The organism is Azospirillum thermophilum, assembly GCF_003130795.1.
GTDB lineage: Bacteria > Pseudomonadota > Alphaproteobacteria > Azospirillales > Azospirillaceae > Azospirillum > Azospirillum thermophilum.
This window is the reverse complement of the sequence record NZ_CP029353.1, coordinates 1089680-1105055: the sequence shown is the minus strand read 5'-3', so window position 1 is coordinate 1105055 and position 15376 is coordinate 1089680. Positions and strand designations below refer to the sequence as shown.

Annotated in this window: 9 protein-coding genes and 1 pseudogene; 7 read left to right on the top strand and 3 right to left on the bottom strand. The window is 70.3% G+C overall.

All coding sequences use genetic code 11. The features are described from left to right. Positions 1 to 201: 201 nt before the first annotated feature. The 3 genes and pseudogenes from DEW08_RS11295 (at position 202) to DEW08_RS11285 (ending at position 4642) form a co-directional block, all read left to right on the top strand. Positions 202 to 2256: a 4Fe-4S dicluster domain-containing protein gene (locus tag DEW08_RS11295; protein ID WP_109327190.1), complete on the top strand. Its 2055-nt coding sequence runs from the start codon at positions 202 to 204 to the stop codon at positions 2254 to 2256. A gap of 130 nt (positions 2257 to 2386) precedes the next feature. Further along, positions 2387 to 3430 (top strand): GTP 3',8-cyclase MoaA, encoded by a 1044-nt coding sequence (gene moaA / locus DEW08_RS11290; RefSeq protein ID WP_109327189.1) that lies wholly within the window; start codon positions 2387 to 2389, stop codon positions 3428 to 3430. A gap of 91 nt (positions 3431 to 3521) precedes the next feature. After that, positions 3522 to 4642, top strand: a pseudogene (locus DEW08_RS11285) (CaiB/BaiF CoA transferase family protein). On the opposite strand, the gene DEW08_RS11280 reads toward DEW08_RS11285, so the two are convergent. Together DEW08_RS11280 and DEW08_RS11275 are read right to left on the bottom strand one after the other, a co-directional pair. After that, positions 4639 to 5811 (bottom strand): GNAT family N-acetyltransferase, encoded by a 1173-nt coding sequence (locus DEW08_RS11280; RefSeq protein WP_109327188.1) that lies wholly within the window; start codon positions 5809 to 5811, stop codon positions 4639 to 4641. The pseudogene DEW08_RS11285 and the gene DEW08_RS11280 sit on opposite strands and share 4 nt — an antisense overlap. Before the next feature lie 95 nt (positions 5812 to 5906). Continuing rightward, positions 5907 to 6374 carry a RidA family protein gene (locus DEW08_RS11275; protein ID WP_109327187.1) on the bottom strand — a complete coding sequence of 156 codons (468 nt, stop codon included), beginning with the start codon at positions 6372 to 6374 and terminating at the stop codon, positions 5907 to 5909. A gap of 356 nt (positions 6375 to 6730) precedes the next feature. Here DEW08_RS11275 and DEW08_RS11270 point away from each other — a divergent pair, with 356 nt between their 5' ends. The 3 genes from DEW08_RS11270 (at position 6731) to DEW08_RS11260 (ending at position 10530) form a co-directional block, all read left to right on the top strand. After that, on the top strand, positions 6731 to 8593 hold the full coding sequence (locus tag DEW08_RS11270; RefSeq protein ID WP_109327186.1) for a flagellin N-terminal helical domain-containing protein: 1863 nt from the start codon (positions 6731 to 6733) through the stop codon (positions 8591 to 8593). Between the two features lie 317 nt (positions 8594 to 8910). Further along, complete coding sequence (locus tag DEW08_RS11265; protein ID WP_109327185.1) at positions 8911 to 9129, top strand: hypothetical protein; 219 nt, start codon at positions 8911 to 8913, stop codon at positions 9127 to 9129. A 138-nt stretch (positions 9130 to 9267) separates the two neighbouring features. Further along, positions 9268 to 10530 carry a glycerate kinase type-2 family protein gene (locus DEW08_RS11260; RefSeq protein WP_109329753.1) on the top strand — a complete coding sequence of 421 codons (1263 nt, stop codon included), beginning with the start codon at positions 9268 to 9270 and terminating at the stop codon, positions 10528 to 10530. 162 nt (positions 10531 to 10692) lie between these two features. Here DEW08_RS11260 and DEW08_RS11255 read toward each other — a convergent pair whose 3' ends face one another. Further along, on the bottom strand, positions 10693 to 12384 hold the full coding sequence (locus DEW08_RS11255) for a methyl-accepting chemotaxis protein (protein ID WP_109327184.1): 1692 nt from the start codon (positions 12382 to 12384) through the stop codon (positions 10693 to 10695). Positions 12385 to 12841: 457 nt separating this feature from the next. Here DEW08_RS11255 and DEW08_RS11250 point away from each other — a divergent pair, with 457 nt between their 5' ends. Continuing rightward, positions 12842 to 15322, top strand: coding sequence for a ligase-associated DNA damage response DEXH box helicase (locus DEW08_RS11250; RefSeq protein ID WP_109327183.1), 2481 nt, complete (start codon positions 12842 to 12844; stop codon positions 15320 to 15322). The last annotated feature ends 54 nt before the right edge of the window (positions 15323 to 15376 follow it).

The window sequence follows — 15376 nt, the reverse complement described above, 5'->3', positions numbered from 1 at the left end:
CTTCGAGCCGGAAGTATTTCACAAAATGCCAGCTGTAATTTTCCGGGCACACTCTTAACGCTCTCTTAAATTGCGGACCGGCGTCACCGAACCGCCGGTGCGGTCCGCCCGGCCTTGCAGGCCCGGTTTTCAAGATTCCCGTTCCCATTCCCCCGCATTCGCCCATATGAGTCTCCCCAGCCTTGAAGGGAGCGGTGCGTGATGAAGATCGACGGGCGGACGGTGCTGGTTTGCGACTGTGCCCACAGCATGACGCTGGACGGGGCTGCGCTGGCCCGTGCCTGCGGGGCGGGCGGGGATGCGGTCGTCCACAGCCAGCTTTGCCGTGCCCAGCTCGACCGGTTCGAAGCGGCGGTGAAAGAGGCGGCAGGCCCGGTCCTGGTCGCCTGTACGCAGGAGGCCCCGCTCTTCTCCGAGATCGCGGCGGAGGTGGCGCCGGACGCCGCCCTGTCCTTCGCCAACATCCGCGAGAAGGCCGGCTGGTCGGACGAGGGCGCGCAGTCGCTTCCCAAGATCGCCGCCCTGCTGGCGGAGGCCGCCCTGCCCGTTCCGCCGGCCGGCGCCCTGACGGTGAAGTCGGAGGGCGTCTGCCTGGTCTACGGCACCGACGAGCGGGCGATCGAGGCCGGACGGAAGCTGGCGGGCAGGCTCGACGTCACCGTGCTGCTGACCAACCCGAAGGACGTCGCCCCGCCGCGCCAGATGGACGTCGCCCTGTTCAGGGGCACCATCCGGACGGCCCGCGGCTCCATCGGCCGGTTCGAGATCGTGGTGGACGACTATGCGCCCGCCCAGCCGTCCTCGCGCGGCACCCTGCGCTTCGAGGCGGCCCGCAACGGCGCCTCCTCGCGCTGCGACCTGATCCTCGACCTCACCGGCGGGACGCCGCTGTTCCACGCCCACGGCCGGCGCGACGGCTATCTGCGCCCCGATCCCGACAGCCCGGCCCGCGTCGCCGAGGCGCTGCTGGAGATCGCCGATCTGGTGGGCGAGTTCGAGAAGCCGCGCTTCGTCGATTTCCGCGCCGAGCTCTGCGCCCACTCGCGCAGCCGCAAGACCGGCTGCACCCGCTGCCTCGACGTCTGCCCGACCGGCGCCGTGACGCCGAACGGCGACACGGTGCAGATCGACCCGCATGTCTGCGCCGGCTGCGGCTCCTGCGCCGCGGTCTGCCCGACCGGCGCCGCGACCTACGCGCTGCCGCCGATGCAGAGCGTCTACGACCGGCTGCGCACCCTGCTGTCCACCTATGCCGGGGCGGGCGGCGAGGCGCCGGTGCTGCTGGTCCACGACCCGCGCCACGGCGAGGAGATGATCTCCCTGATCGGGCGGCACGGACGGGGGCTGCCGGCCCGCGTGCTGCCCTTCGCGGTCAACGAGGTCAGCCAGCTCGGCATCGACCTCTTCGCGGCGGCGCTCGCCTATGGGGCGGAGTCGGTCCAGGTGCTGACCGGACCGGCCAACGTCGGCGAGACCGCCGGTCTGGCGACGCAGATCGGGCTGGCCGAGACGGCGCTGTCCGGACTCGGCTACGGCTCCGGCCGGGTCTCGGTGATCGACACCGCCGACCCCGACGCGGTGGAGGCGACGCTGTGGGATCTGCCGCGGCAAGGTGCCGCGGCGGCCAACCATTTCCTGCCGATGGGCGGCAAGCGGGCCGTCACCATGCTGGCGCTGCGGCACCTGCACAAGGTCGCCCCGGAACCGGTCGAGGTGCTTCCCCTGCCGGCGGGCGCGCCCTTCGGCCGGGTGGCGGTCGATGTGCAGGGCTGCACGCTCTGCCTTGCCTGCGTCGGCGCCTGCCCGACCGGGGCGCTGCTCGACAACCCCGACAAGCCGATGCTGTCCTTCTCGCAGGACGCCTGCGTGCAGTGCGGCCTGTGCAAGTCGACCTGCCCGGAGAAGGTGATCTCCCTGGCGCCCGAGATCGACTTCCGCGACGGCGCCCGCGGCGCCAGGGTGGTCAAGGAGGAGGAGCCCTTCTGCTGCGTGAGCTGCGGCAAGCCCTTCGCCACCAGGTCGTCGATCGAGAAGATCGTCGCGACGCTGGCCGGCAAGCACTGGATGTTCGCCACGCCGGAGGCGGCCAACCGCATCCGCATGTGCGAGGACTGCCGCGTCGTCGACCAGTTCAAGGGCGGCAACGACCCCCTCGCCTATGGCGCCCGGCCGGTTCCCCGCACCACCGACGACGACCTGCGCGACCGGGAGGAGGCGCGGGCGGCCGGATTGCCGCAGGGCGTGAAACCCTCTTGACCGGCATACGGTGGTAATACCACGCTTGATCCGGATCAAGGCGGTCCCATCTGCAAAGTCCGACACTCGTCTGCATACTCGCGTATTGTACCCGCCAACCAAGAACCATCCCCCGGGAGGGGTCCTGCCGATGAAGAGCGTTCCGCCGAGTGAGACCGATGCGGCGGCGGTGCTGCCTCCGCTCGTGGACCCGTTCGGGCGTACCGTCAGCTATCTGCGGGTGTCGGTGACCGACCGCTGCGACCTCCGCTGCGTCTACTGCATGGCGGAGGACATGAGCTTCCTTCCCAAGGCGGAAGTGCTGACGCTGGAGGAGCTGGACCGCCTGTGCACCGCCTTCGTCCGGCTGGGCACGCGCCGGCTGCGGCTGACCGGCGGCGAACCGCTGGTGCGGCGCGACGTGATGCGGCTGATCCACGCGCTCGGCCGGCACGTCAAGTCGGGCGACCTCGACGAGCTGACGCTGACCACCAACGGCACGATGCTGTTCAAGCATGCCCAGGGCCTCGCCGAGGCGGGGGTGCGGCGGATCAACGTCTCGCTCGACACGCTCGACCCCCACAAGTTCCAGGCGATCACCCGCTGGGGCAAGCTCGACAAGGTGATGGGCGGCATCCAGGCGGCCAAGGACGCCGGGCTGCAGATCAAGATCAACTGCGTCGCGCTGAAGGGCGTCAACGACGACGAGATCCACCGCATGGTCGCCTGGTGCGGCGAGCAGGGCTTCGACCTCACCTTCATCGAGGTGATGCCGATGGGCGAGATCGGCGACAGCGCCCGGCTCGACCAGTATTGGCCGCTGACCATGCTGCGCGCCGAACTGCAGACGCGCTGGACGCTGGAGGACAGCGACCACCGCACCGGCGGCCCGGCCCGCTATGTGCGGGTGGCGGAGACCGGGCAGCGCGTCGGCTTCATCACGCCGCTGACCCATAACTTCTGCGAAAGCTGCAACCGGGTCCGGCTGACCTGCACCGGCACGCTCTACATGTGCCTGGGCCAGGAGGACGCCGCCGACCTGCGCACCCCGCTGCGCAAGAGCGACGACGACGGCCTGCTGATCGACGCGGTGCGCGACGCCATCCGCCGCAAGCCCAAGGGGCATGACTTCATCATCGACCGGCGCAACCACGGGCCGGCGGTGCCGCGGCACATGAGCGTGACCGGCGGCTGATTTCCGCTATCCTGCCGCGTGGAACCATCCCCCTCCCCGCTCGGACCTCCGAGCCGGGGGCCGGGGGCGATAATCATGGGGAAACGCACCGATGCCACTCCGCTTCCTGTCCGGGATCCGCGTGATCGACCTCGGCCAGTATCTGCCCGGCCCCTTCGCCGCCCAGCTTCTCGGCGATCTCGGGCCGAGGTGGTGAAGGTCGAACCGCCGGAGGGCGATCCGCTGCGCGGGCTCGGCGACCGCGACAGCGACGGGACGACCGCCGCCTACAAGCTGCTGTCGGCCGGCAAGACCGTCGTCCGGCTCGACCTGAAGAGCCCCGAGGGCGTCGCCGCCTTCGAGGCGCTGGTCGCCGGCGCCGACGCGCTGGTGGAGAGCTACCGGCCGGGCGTGCTCGACAAGCTCGGGCTGGGGCGCGACCGGCTGCGGCGGATCAACCCGCGGCTCGTCCATGCCAGCCTGTCCGGCTGGGGATACACCGGCCCCTACTCCCGGCGCGCCGGGCACGACCTGAACTACATGGCGGTCGGCGGCGGGCTCGACGCCTCCGGACTGCCGGATCGACCGGTCTTCGCCTATCTGCCGACCGCCGACTTCGCTTCGGCCCAGCATACCGCCATGGCGGTCGCCGCCGCCCTGTTCGGGCGGGAACGGACCGGCGAGGGCTGCTTCCTCGACCTTTCCATCATGGAGAGCGTGCTGGGCTGGCAGGGCCTGTCGCTGACCGACGCGGCCCGCGGGCGGCTGCCGGAGCGCGGCGAGGGGCTGCTCTCGGGCGGCGTCGCCTGCTACCGGATCTACCGGACGGCGGACGGCCGCTTCGTCACGCTGGGCGCGCTGGAGCCGAAATTCTGGCGCGGCTTCTGCGCGGCGGTCGGCCGGCCCGACTGGATCGAGCGCCAGTCCGATCCGCTGCCGCAGACCGGCCTGATCGGCGAGCTCGACGCGCTGTTCGCCGCCCACGACCTCGCCCACTGGCGGGCCCTGCTCGACCCGGCGGACTGCTGCTTCGAGGTGCTGCCGACGCTGACGGAGGTCCCGGACCACCCGCACCTGAAGGCCCGCGGCCAGATCCGCGTGACCTCCGGTCCGGAGCCGCTGGTCGAAACCCTGCTGGGCGTCCGCGTCGATGGCGGGCCGCCGCCCGACCGTCCCCCGGTGCGCGAGACGGATGCGGCGGGCGTCATCGCCGCATGGAGCCGGAAAGGCTAGGCCGCCCGCTCCTGCCCCTCCTGCCGGTAGGGCGACAGCTCGGCCAGCGCCGCGATCTCCTGGAGCATCAGGGCGCGCTCCTGCCGCAGGTGGGCGTCGATGGCGCGGCGGAAGCCGGGGTCGGCGATCCAGTGCGCGCTGTAGGTCGGCACCGGCAGATAGCCGCGCTGGATCTTGTGCTCGCCCTGGGCGCCGGCCTCCACCCGCTTCAGCCCATGCTCGATGGCGAAGTCGAGCGCGCGGTAGTAGCAGGCCTCGAAGTGCAGGAAGCGGTAGCTCCCGTCGGAGCCCCAGTTGCGGCCGTAGAGCGTGTCGCTCCCCCGCAGGTTCAGCGCCCCCGCCACCCACTCTCCGCCATCCTCGCACATCACCAGCACCACCCGGTCGGCCATGGTGGCGCCGAGCCGCTCGAAGAAGTCGCGCTTCAGATAGCCGCCGCCCCATTTGCGGTCGGTGGTGTCGAGGTAGAAGCGGTGGAAGGCGTCCCAATGCTCCGCCTTCAGATCGTCGCCGGTCAGCGTGTGCAGCCGGACGCCGCTCTCCGCCACCTCGCGCCGCTCCTTGCGGATGGCCTTGCGCTTGCGCGCGTTCAGCGCGCCCAGGAAATCGTCGAAACTGCCATAGCCGCGGTTCTCCCAATGGTACTGCACGCCGATGCGCTGCAGCCAGCCGGCCTCGCCCAGCCGCGTCCACTCCTCCTCCCGCGGGAAGGTGACGTGGGCGGAGGAGACGCCATAGCGTCCCGCGACCTGCTCCAAGGCCGCGACCAGCGCATCCACGACCCGGTCGCCGCCGCCGGGCGCCACCAGCAGCCGCGGCCCGGGGACCGGCGTGAAGGGAACAGCCACCTGGAGCTTCGGGTAATAGCTGCCGCCCGCCCGCTCATAGGCGTTCGCCCAGGAGTGGTCGAAGACGTACTCGCCGTAGGAATGGCTCTTCAGATAGGCCGGCACCGCGCCGACCATGCGGCCGGTGGCGTCATAGGCGGCGAGGTGCGACGGCTGCCAGCCGGTGCGGCGCACCGCCGAACCCGATTCCTCCAGCGCCAGCAGGAAGGCATGGCAGAGGAACGGGTTGTCGGGGCCGGCGCAGGCGTCCCATTCGCTGGGATCCGCCAGCCCGACCCCCGTCAGGACCTTCACGGTGATGGCGTCGCTGCCGTCCGGCATGCGTGCTCCTCCTCGGCTACGCCCAAGGAGGTGGGAGGCGTGCCGCGCCGCGGCAAGTTTTTCCCGCCGCCCTCACCGCTCCGGCCCCACCGGCGTTACGCCAGCTCGATCACCGCGTCGACCTCGACCGCGACGTTGCCCGGCAGAGAGGAGACGCCGACGGCGGCGCGGGCATGCTTGCCGGCATCGCCGAACACCTCGACCATCAGTTCCGACGCGCCGTTGATCACCTGCGGGTGGTCGTGGAAATCCGGCCCGCCGTTGACGAAGCCGCCGAGGCGCAGCACGCGGGCGACGCGGTCGAGGTCGCCGCCGCAGGCTTCCCTGGCCTGGGCGATGATGTTGAGCGCGCAGAGACGGGCGGCCTCCTTGCCCTGCTCCAGCGTGAACTCCTTGCCGACCTTGCCGATGAACTTGCGCTCGCCGTTCCACACGGTGACCTGGCCCGAGATGTAGAGCGTCTTGCCAGAGATCGTGTAGGGCACATAGGCCGCGACGGGGGCCGCCGCCTGCGGCAGTTCGATCCCCAGCTCCCTCAGCCGTGCTTCGATCCGACCAGCCATGGTCTGTCTTCCTTCCTTGTCGTTCGTTGACGTCGTTCGCGACGGTCCCCTGCGCCGGCGACCATAGCCGGGACGACGCGTGCCGGGAAGGGCCGCTGGGAAGATTCGTCCCTTGCATTTCCCGGCAGTTCCCTCCGCTCCCGGCAAAGTTTTCCGTGGGCCTTCCGCACAGCTCCCGCCGGGCGGCAGGGAGCTTTTTGCCCCGGCCTCGTCACGGAGTGAGCAAAATCAATGGGATAGAAGTGGCCTTCCGAGTTGGCACGCCGCTTGAAAGGGGTTGGTCACGCAAACGCACGTTGCCTCGCTTCGGTCCAAAGGGCCGGTCGCGGGGTTAGCCTCAGAAGGAGACTGGAGCCATGGCCGGTGAAGTGACCCTGACCGCCGCAATGCGGACCAACCTGCTGCAGCTGCAAGGCACGCAGGAGCAGATCTCGAAGAAGCAGAACATCCTGTCGACGGGCAACAAGATCAACTCCGCCCTCGACGGTCCGACGGCCTTCTTCGCCGCCAAGAGCCTCACCCAGCGCGCCGGCGACCTGTCGTCGCTGAAGGACGCGATGGGCCAGTCGATCAGCACCATCAAGGCCGCCGACAAGGGCCTGACCTCGATCGACACCATGATCGACCAGGCCAAGGGCCTGACCACCGCCGCCTATGCCGCCCTCGGCACGGACGCCGGCTCGGTCGCCACCCGCAAGGCGCTGGCCGCCCAGTTCAACACGCTGAAGGAGCAGATCGACAAGCTGGCCGGCGACAGCGGCTATGCCGGCAAGAACCTGATCGCCGGCAACGGGCTGCGGCTCGACACCACCAACACCTCGCGCGCCGGCGTCAACACGATCCAGGGCATCGAGAACGCCCGCGTCACCAACGTCATCGCCACCGACACCTACAGCATCCGCCTCAAGGGCGACGGCGCCATCACCGGTGCGGCGGCCGACATCAACAGCGCCGAGATGGCGCACGGCCTGACCGGCCTGAAGCTGTCGGGCACCATGTCGACCAGCTTCGGCAGCTTCTCCGACGTGCAGATCGAGGTGCGCGGCGCCACCGGCCGCGAGCGCTCCTTCATCGTGTCGGACGGCAAGGAAAGCCGTACGATCTCCTACTTCGACAACAACCAGACCATCTCCGCCAACCTGACGCGCGCCGCGACCTCGGGCGTCGCGCAGATCTCGAAGGTGACGGTCGGCGGCACCATCGAAGCGGGCGACATCTTCTCGATCACGGTCGAGGGGCAGACCTTCAGCTACACCGCCACCTCCACCGACGTCGCGGTCGGCCAGACGGCCAAGCAGAACATCGCCACCCAGCTCCAGGCCTCGATCTCCTCGGCCCTGGGCGCCGGCGGCCGGCTGAGCGGCAAGGACGTCGCCACGGTGTCCGTCGGCAGCGCCGGCACGGTGACCCTGACCGGTGCGCAGACCACGGGCGTCGCCCGTGAGATGACGGTGTCGGCGACCACGACCAACGCCCTGACCAAGCGCATCTCCGAGAGCTTCGCGTCGGGCACCGTGGTGTCCTTCACGGTGGACCGGACCCTGCTGGAGGCCGCGGTCAACGGCGGCAACGGCATCTCGACCATCGAGAAGAAGGTCAACATCCAGCTCACCGCCACCAACCTGAACGGCTCGCAGGTCACCCGCGACGGCATGGCCGCCCGCGGCGAAGGCAAGCTGTCGGACGGCGAGCAGGCTCTCGCCTTCGACACCGGCACGGTGCGCGTCAAGGTCGACCAGAACACCATCAAGCGGGCGGCGTCGGCCAACTCGGCGGCGAACCTGGTGACGGTGCAGGTGGCGGACGCCAACACCTCGAACGACCTGACGGTGCAGTTGAACGAGCGCAACACCAACGCGATCAAGGTGTCGGCGCTGAACCTGACGACGAGCGGCCAGGGCCTGCGTCTGGACTATGCCCAGAACGACTGGACCGACCGCAACGACATCGACAAGGCGGTCGCCAGCATCGACTACGCCAAGGCGACGGTCCGCTCCGCCTCCCAGACGCTGTCGACCAACCTGAACATCATCACGACCCGCGAGAGCTTCACCAAGGAGTTCAGCGACGTGCTGACCGAGGGTGCCAGCAAGCTGACGCTGGCCGACCAGAACGAGGAAGGCGCGAACCTGCTGATGCTGCAGACCCGCCAGCAGCTCGGCACCATCGCCCTCAGCCTCGCCAACCAGTCGCAGCAGTCCATCCTGCGTCTGTTCTAAGCCGAGACCGCCCGAACCGGGCAACGTGCTGCGTCGCGGGCGCTCCTATCCGGAGCGCCCGTTCGCACGTCCAGGCTCCGCCGGGGTCTTCCCGGCCATGCGGCCCGGCGGCATCGCCGGGGGCCGCTGTCCGCCGGTCCGGCTCGGCAATTTGTCAATTCGCAAAGCGCCCGCGTCCGCCGGCAGCTAGTCTCCACGCCACGATCCGAGCCCGCCCGCGCCCCCACCGGGAAACGCCTCCGCCAGCAGACGGCGGGGATCGACCGGCCGCGCGCCGGGAGACAGGGCTCGCCGTCCCGACCTCGCGGAGACCCGACATGGCAAATGTCCTGCACGACCCGGCCGACGACAAACCCTACGAAACCTTCAGGCTGGGGGTATTCATCCCCGCCGTCCTCGCTTCGGCGATCCTTCTGCTCGCCCTGCCGATCGGCTTCATCTTCCACTTCCAGGTCATCCTGTACGCGGCCCTGCTGGCCACCGCCGGCGAGTTCGTCGCGATCTACAGGATGACGGCGGGCCGGCTGCTGGAATGATCCCGCGTCCGATCCCGCGTCCCCCGCAACCCGCCGCGGGCATCCAATGAGCGTCAGCAGGATCGACTGACGGCGGCGGACGGGACGGTGCATACTGTCCGTCCCGTCCCCTGCCGAGGCTGCCGCCGCGATGTCCGGATCCGCCCCTGCCCCCGCGAGCTTCTTCGCCGCCTGTTCGACGCCGCGGTGGCGGCGGCCCAGCCGGCGCTGACCATCCCGGCGCATCTGCCCGAGCCGCCGAAGGGCCGGCTGGTGGTGATCGGGGCGGGCAAGGCCTCGGCGGCGATGGCGCGGGCGGTGGAGGACCATTGGCCGGGACCGCTGTCCGGCCTCGTCATCACCCGCTACGGCTACGCGGTCCCCTGCCGGAGGATCGAGATCGTCGAGGCCGCCCACCCGGTGCCCGACGCCGCCGGCCACGCCGCCACGCTGCGGCTGCTCGACCGCGTGCGCGGCCTGACGTCCGAGGACACCGTTCTCTGCCTGATTTCCGGCGGCGGCTCCGCCCTGCTGGCCCTGCCGCTGGACGGGCTGACGCTGGAGGACAAGCAGGCGGTCAACCGCGCCCTGCTCGCCTCCGGCGCCACCATCTCCGAGATGAACTGCGTGCGCCGCCACCTCTCGGCGGTGAAGGGCGGGCGGCTCGCCGCCGCCTGCCACCCGGCGCGGGTGGTCACGCTGCTGCTGTCCGACGTGCCGGGCGACAACCCGACGGACATCGCCTCGGGTCCGACCGTCGCCGACCCGACGAGCTGCGCCGACGCCCTGGCGATCCTCCGGCGCTACGCCATCGCGGTGCCGCCGGCGGTGCGCGAGGCGCTGGAGAGCGGCCGGGGCGAGAGCGTCAAGCCCGGCGACCCGCGGCTGGCCGGCGGCGAGGTCCGCATGGTCGCGACCCCGCAGATGGCGCTGGAGGCGGCGGCCTCGGTCGCCCGCGCGGCCGGGCTGCCGGTCCACATCCTGGGCGACAGCATCGAGGGCGAGGCGCGCGAGGTCGGAAAGGTCCTGGCCGGCCTCGCCCTGCAGGTGGTCCGCCGCGGCCAGCCCTTCGCGGCGCCCTGCGTGCTGCTGTCGGGCGGCGAGACGACGGTGACGGTGCGCGGCACGGGACGGGGCGGGCGGAACGTGGAGTTCCTGCTGTCGCTGGCCCTGGCATTGAACGGCGAGCCGCGCGTCCACGCCATCGCCGGCGACACCGACGGGGTGGACGGGCTGGAGGAGATCGCCGGCGCCCTCCTCGCCCCTGACAGCCTGGACCGCGCCCGCGCGCTCGGCATCCGGCCGCCGGACGCGTTGGCCGACAATGACGGGCACGGTTTTTTCCAGGCGCTGGGCGACAGCATCGTCACCGGCCCGACCCTGACCAACGTCAACGACTTCCGGGCGATCCTCATCACTTGAGAGGACCGCCCGGACCGCCGCCCTACGCCGCCTTGATGGCGGTCCGAGCCTTACGCCGCCTTGATGGCGGTCCGAGCCTTACGCCGCCTTGATGGCGGTCCGAGCCTTACGCCGCCTTGATGGCGGCTTGGGCTTTACGCCGCCTTGATGGCGGCTTGGGCTTTACGCCGCCTTGATGGCGGCGAGGAACTGCTCGACGTCGTGACGCAGCGACTCCGCCTGCCGGGCCAGTTCGCCGGCCGCCGACATCACCTGGCTGGCGGCGCTGCCGGTCTCCCCGGCGGTCTGCGTCACCTGACCGATGTTGTTGGAGACCTCCTGGGTGCCGCCGGCCGCCTGCTGCACGCTGCGGGCGATCTCGTTGGTCGCCGCGCCCTGCTCCTCGATGGCGGCGGCGATGGTGGTGGAGATGTCGTTGATGTTGGTGATGGTGCCGCTGATCCCGGCGATCGCCTGCACCGCGCCCGAGGTGGCGTTCTGGATGCCGGCGATCTGGGCGGCGATCTCGTCGGTCGCCTTGGCCGTCTGGCTTGCCAGCGACTTCACCTCGCCGGCCACCACGGCGAAGCCCTTGCCGGCCTCCCCCGCGCGCGCCGCCTCGATCGTGGCGTTCAGGGCCAGCAGGTTGGTCTGGCTCGCGATGTTGGTGATCAGGTTCACCACCTCGCCGATCCGCTGGGCGGCGTCGGCAAGACCGCGCACCGTGTCGGTCGTGTGGGCCGCCTGCTCCACCGCCTGGCCGGCGATGCGGGTGGAGTTGGTGACCTGCTGGCCGATCTCGCGGATCGAGCTCGCCATCTCCTCGGTCGCGGTGGCGACGGTCTGCACGTTGGCGCTGGTCTGTTCCGCCGCCGCGGCCACCGCGCCGGCCTGCATGTTGGTCTGCTGCGCCATCGACACCAGGCTCTTGGCCGTGGCGTCCAGCTCCGACGCGGCCGACGACACGGTGCGCAGCGCCGAGGCCGCCACCCGGTCGAAGTCGGCGACCAGCTTGTCCACCGCCTCCGCCCGCCGCAGCTTGGCCGCCTGCTCGGCCGCCTGCTCGGCCGCCAGCCGCTGCGCCTCGATCAGCCCGTCCTTGAAGACCTGCACCGCCCGCGCCATCGCGCCCAGCTCGTCGCCCCGCCCGGCGCCCTCCACCTGGGTGGAGAGGTCGTGCGCGGCCAGCCGGTTCATCGTGCCGGTCAGCACCTGGAGCGGCCGGGAGACGGTGGCGACCATCAACCAGGCCGCCCCGAGAGAGATCACGACGGCGAGGCCGATGACGGCGAAGACCCACAGCTTGCCGCTGTCGTAGACCTGCTGGCCCTTGGCGGCGGCTTCGTTGCCCCCCTTGGTGTTGAACTCCACCAGCTCGTCCAGGATCTTCTTGGCGGCGCGGTAGGCGACGCGCGCCTCGCCGCGATAGAGCGTGCTCGCCTGCTCGGTCTGGTTCTTACGGGACACCGGAAGCAGCTTCTGCTGGCTCAGCGCCAGATAGGCTTCCCACAGCTCCGAGAACCGCTTGTACTTCTCCGTCTCGAACCCGGCGGTCAGCAGGGATTGATAGTCGCGCCGCGCCTTCTCCATGTCCTGCAGGACGGTCTGCATGGTCTGCTCCTCCGCCTTCATGTCATCGGGCGACGAGGACATCACATGGGCACCTTCCAGGATGCGATAGAAGTCGAAGGCACTGCGGATCGTGCCCAGATGCCGGACACTCGGAAGCCAGTTGTCGCGGATCTCCGCAGCCTCGTGGTTCACCTTGGAGAGCTGGCCCAGGGAGAAGACACCCAACCCCAGGGTGAAGAGCAGGATGACGGCAAAGCTGACGACAGCTTTGGTCCGCACCGTTGCGTTGATTACCCACGACATGCGCCCACCTCCTGCATTCAATCGATATCCACCACGGTTTTTGTACGGAAAAACCAACCGGATCTAATCAGGAGATTTTCACATCGCCGTTACAAACAAAAGATGCGGAAAACCCTGAAGACCCCATAGACAAAAGGCAACTACGTTACCGATTTATGTTTGGATCATCATGCGTCTGAAATTATTTCTTTTTGACACATCTGCCATCGATATCGATACGGCGAGCCAAATCCGCAGAAACTATACAAACGGCTCATCGAAATATCATACCATCGGTCCGGCATGATCCTATGCGTGAGGGAAAGGGAATTTCTTTGCCCGACCCGTCGGCCGCGATGATCCGCCGCCCGCCGCCCGCTGCCCGCCGCCCATCACGCCCCAGCTCGACATTGTTCTTTGTCCGTTCGCCCGGCTCGGCTAGCATGCCCATCCTCCCGGACGCGTTCCCGACTCCGCGATGGATGCCTCCCAGCCACCCCTTCCCGCACCGGACCTGATTCCGCCCAACGTCGCCGCCTGGTTCCGGTTACGCGGCTGGACGCCGCATCCCCACCAGATCGCCATGGTCGAGGCGGCGGCACATGGGAACAGCGCGCTGCTGATCGCACCGACCGGCGGCGGCAAGACGCTGGCCGGCTTCCTGCCCTCGCTGATCGATCTGGCGGAACGCCCGCGCGAAGGGCTGCACACCCTCTACATCTCGCCGCTGAAGGCGCTGGCGGTGGACATCCAGCGCAACCTCGACACGCCCGTGGCGGAGATGCGGCTGCCCATCCGGACGGAGACGCGGACGGGCGACACGCCGGAGGCCAAGCGGCGGCGCCAGCGCACCCACCCGCCGCAGATCCTGATGACGACGCCGGAGAGCCTGGCGCTGATGCTCTCCTACGCCGACAGCGACGCGATCTTCCGCGGGCTGCGCTGCGTGATCGTGGACGAGCTGCACGCCCTGGCCGGGACCAAGCGCGGCGACCTGCTGGCGCTGGGGCTGGCGCGGCTCGCCCGGCTGGCGCCCGCCGCCCGGCGGGTCGGCCTCTCCGCCACGGTGGCGGAGCCGGACGCGCTGCTCGCCTGGCTGTCGCGCACCGGCCGGGCGGAGGGTGGAGACGTCCGCCTTGTGCTCGGCCGCGCCGGTGCGGACGCGGCGGTGGAGATCCTGGAGACGGCGCAGCGGCTTCCCTGGGCCGGCCACATGGCGATGCACGCCCTGCCCGAGGTCTATGAGCGCATCCGGCGGCACCGCACCACCCTGGTCTTCGTCAACACCCGCGCCCAGGCGGAGATGGTCTTCCAGGAGCTGTGGCGCCTCAACGAGGACGCGCTGCCGATCGCGCTCCATCATGGCTCGCTGGCCGTGGAACAGCGCCGCAAGGTGGAGGCGGCGATGGCCCGCGGGGAGCTGCGGGCGGTGGTCGCCACCTCCTCCCTCGACCTCGGCATCGACTGGGCCGCCGTCGATCTGGTGGTGCAGATCGGCGCGCCGAAGGGGGCGAGCCGCCTGATCCAGCGCATCGGCCGGGCCAATCACCGGCTGGACGAGCCGAGCCGGGCCCTGCTGGTCCCCGCCAACCGCTTCGAGGTGCTGGAATGCCGTGCCGCGCTCGACGCGGTGCGGGAACGGACCCTGGACGGCGAGCGGCCCCGGCCCGGCGGCATCGACGTGCTGGCCCAGCACATGCTGGGCATGGCCTGCGCCGCCCCCTTCCGCCCCGACGACCTCTATGACGAGGTGGTCACCGCCGCCCCCTACGCCGGCCTGTCGCGCGACGAGTTCGACGACGTGCTCGACTTCGTCGCGACCGGCGGCTACGCGCTCGGCGCCTACGAGCGCTTCCATCGGCTGACCCTGCGCGAGGACGGGCGCATGGCGGTCGCCGGGCCGGCGGTGGCGCGGCAGTACCGCATGAATGTCGGGACCATCACGCAGGAGGCGCTGCTGCGCGTCCGCCTGAACCGCGGCCCGGTGCTGGGCGAGGTGGAGGAGTATTTCATCCAGGGCCTGACGCCCGGCGACACCTTCCTGTTCGCCGGCCAGCTCCTCAAGTTCCTCGGCGTGCGGGAGATGGAGGCGCAGGTGGCCAAGGGCGGCACCGGCGACCCCAAGATCCCCGCCTATGCCGGCGGCCGCCTGCCGCTGACCACCCATCTCGCCGACCGGGTGCGGGCCACGCTCTCCGACCCCGCCGGCTGGGACGGGCTGCCGGCGGATGTGCAGGAATGGCTGCGGCTGCAGCGCTGGCGCTCCGTCCTGCCGCCGCGCGACGGGCTGCTGGTCGAGACCTTCCCGCGCGGCGGCAAGCGCTTCCTCGTCGCCTATGCCTTCGAGGGGCGCAACGCCCACCAGACGCTCGGCATGCTGCTGACCCGGCGGATGGAGCGGTTCGGGCTGGGGCCGCTGGGCTTCGTCGCCACCGACTATGTGCTGGCGGTATGGTCGCTGCGCTCGCCCGCCGACATGGCGGCGCTGTTCGACCAGGACATGCTGGGCGACGACCTGGAGGCGTGGATGGACGAGTCCTCGATGCTGCGGCGGACCTTCCGCAACGTGGCGCTGATCACCGGCGTCATCGACCGCCGGCATCCGGGGCAGGAGAAGACCGGGCGGCAGGTCACCTTCTCCTCCGACCTGATCTACGACGTGCTGCGCAAGCACGATCCCGGCCATGTGCTGCTGCGGGCGACGCGGGCCGACGCGGCGGGGGGCTTGACCGACATCCGCCGCCTGTCCGACTTCCTCGCGCGCATCCGCGGCCGCATCCTCCACCGCGATCTCGACCGCATCTCGCCGCTCGCCGTCCCCGCCATCCTGGAGATCGGCCGGGAGCGGGTGGACGGCAGCGCCACCGACGAGCTGCTGGCCGCCGCCGCGGACGAGCTGGTCGCCGAGGCCATGCCGGAACCGGGAGAGAGGCAGCTTTTCCCGGCGCAGCCCCGATGACGGCGCACGAAACACTGCCCTGCAACGACCGGGGGGTGCAAAGGGGCATCCCCG

Bases quoted from the DNA above. Each gene is read 5' to 3' on its own strand.
- DEW08_RS11295 (WP_109327190.1), top strand. From the start codon at position 202: ATGAAGATCGACGGGCGGACGGTGCTGGTTTGCGACTGTGCCCACAGC.
- moaA (WP_109327189.1), top strand. From the start codon at position 2,387: ATGAAGAGCGTTCCGCCGAGTGAGACCGATGCGGCGGCGGTGCTGCCT.
- DEW08_RS11280 (WP_109327188.1), bottom strand. From the start codon at position 5,811: ATGCCGGACGGCAGCGACGCCATCACCGTGAAGGTCCTGACGGGGGTC.
- DEW08_RS11275 (WP_109327187.1), bottom strand. From the start codon at position 6,374: ATGGCTGGTCGGATCGAAGCACGGCTGAGGGAGCTGGGGATCGAACTG.
- DEW08_RS11270 (WP_109327186.1), top strand. From the start codon at position 6,731: ATGGCCGGTGAAGTGACCCTGACCGCCGCAATGCGGACCAACCTGCTG.
- DEW08_RS11265 (WP_109327185.1), top strand. From the start codon at position 8,911: ATGGCAAATGTCCTGCACGACCCGGCCGACGACAAACCCTACGAAACC.
- DEW08_RS11255 (WP_109327184.1), bottom strand. From the start codon at position 12,384: ATGTCGTGGGTAATCAACGCAACGGTGCGGACCAAAGCTGTCGTCAGC.
- DEW08_RS11250 (WP_109327183.1), top strand. From the start codon at position 12,842: ATGGATGCCTCCCAGCCACCCCTTCCCGCACCGGACCTGATTCCGCCC.